Origin of the sequence: Actinosynnema sp. NPDC023658, assembly GCF_040639995.1 — a bacterium.
Lineage (GTDB): Bacteria > Actinomycetota > Actinomycetes > Mycobacteriales > Pseudonocardiaceae > Actinosynnema.
On record NZ_JBFAAX010001287.1, the window covers coordinates 1 to 1,401 of the forward strand.

The 1,401-nt window shown below is 73.2% G+C and carries 2 protein-coding genes; one reads left to right on the plus strand and one right to left on the minus strand.

The window, feature by feature from the left end:
• On the minus strand, positions 1-528 hold a 528-nt coding region (locus tag AB0G02_RS40335; protein WP_360805856.1), incomplete at its 3' end, for a DUF4062 domain-containing protein.
• A 282-nt stretch (positions 529-810) separates the two neighbouring features.
• Between AB0G02_RS40335 and AB0G02_RS40340 the strand changes: the two genes are divergently transcribed.
• Positions 811-1,377 carry an EF-hand domain-containing protein gene (locus AB0G02_RS40340; RefSeq protein ID WP_360805859.1) on the plus strand — a complete coding sequence of 189 codons (567 nt, stop codon included), beginning with the start codon at positions 811-813 and terminating at the stop codon, positions 1,375-1,377.
• Positions 1,378-1,401: the final 24 nt, after the last annotated feature.

Consider the following 1,401-nt stretch of genomic DNA (forward strand, 5'->3'; position numbering starts at 1 on the left):
GGTGCGGACCCGCGGCAGCTCGACCAACGCGTGCAGCACGGCGGTTTCGAGCTCGGCCGGCGAGGACACCGCGGCGACGGTCAGCCCGCTGTCGCGCACCCGCTGCCGGAACCGCTCCTGCCGGCTGCCGTGGTCGAGGTCCCGGGTCAGGGCGACCGGCCCCTCGGTGTCCTCGTCCAGCAGGAACACCAGCCGCGGCAGACCCAGGTCACCGGCGACCTCGAACTCCAACTCGGTGTAGGAGACCTCCGGCCGGTCCCGCACCGGCGACCCGTACCGGAACCCCGCCACCAGCACGTACACGTCGGCGCGGGCCACGGCGTCGGCGCAGGCCGAGGCCGGTGTCCGGTCGCGGGCCGCGAAGTACGCCATGTCCACCACGGCGTCACGGGCCCTCGCGACCGCCGACTCCACCGCACCGACGAACGACCGGCCGGCCGGGTACGCCCGCAGCTCGGACGTGTGGCTGATGAACACCCGCCGCGCCATCCCGCCCTCCACCGGCACACCCCGCTCCGCGACCAGCACGACCGCCTCCGCCGCGAAGTTACGCCTGCCCCACGCGCACCCGTGAGGCGTTCCACCGCACGGCGGCGATCCGGCTCTCCCGACCGCCGATCGGCGGTTCCCGACCGTCTCCGGTCCGCCGCGGTCACCTGATCGAACCGCGAATCACCCGGACTGGTGACACGACGCGGAATCCGCCCACTGACAGGGGTTCCGGCCCTCTCGGACCTCACCCGATCACCGGTTGTGGCCTTCCGGCCGGGGCCCGAGCATGACCGGGTCACGATGCGAAGGAGAGGGCCAGTGCCGCTACCTGATCTGCTGACCGCCAAGATCGGCCACGGGTTCGACCACCTGGACGCCGACGGGGACGGGCGGCTCACCGAGGCCGACCACGTCCTGATGGGCGAGCGGGTGGCCAAGTCCATGGGGCACCAGCCGGGCACACCGGCCGAACGGGAGATCATCGACGCCTACCTGCGGATCTGGCGCGAGCTGCACCTGCCGCACGTGCCCGACGGCGGTGACGCCATCTCGCGCGAGCAGTTCACCACCTCCACCCGCACGCTCGTCGGGAACCCCGCCGCGGCGCGGGCCACGGTCGGGGCGGTGGCCGAGGCGTTCCTCGCCATCGCGGACATCGACCGGGACGGCAAGGTCGGCCCGGCGGAGTTCCTGGTGTTCCAGCACGGCCACTTCCCGCGCCTGACCGAGGCCGAGGCCGACGAGGCGTTCACCCACCTGGACCGCGACGGCGACGGCTACCTGTCTCCCGAGGAGTTCGTCGGGGCGGTCATCGAGTTCTGGTGCAGCGACGACGCCGAGGCGCCGGGCAACTGGTTCATGGGCCGGCCCTCCTACGGGACCTGACCGCGGCGAAGCGGTGGAGCGGGC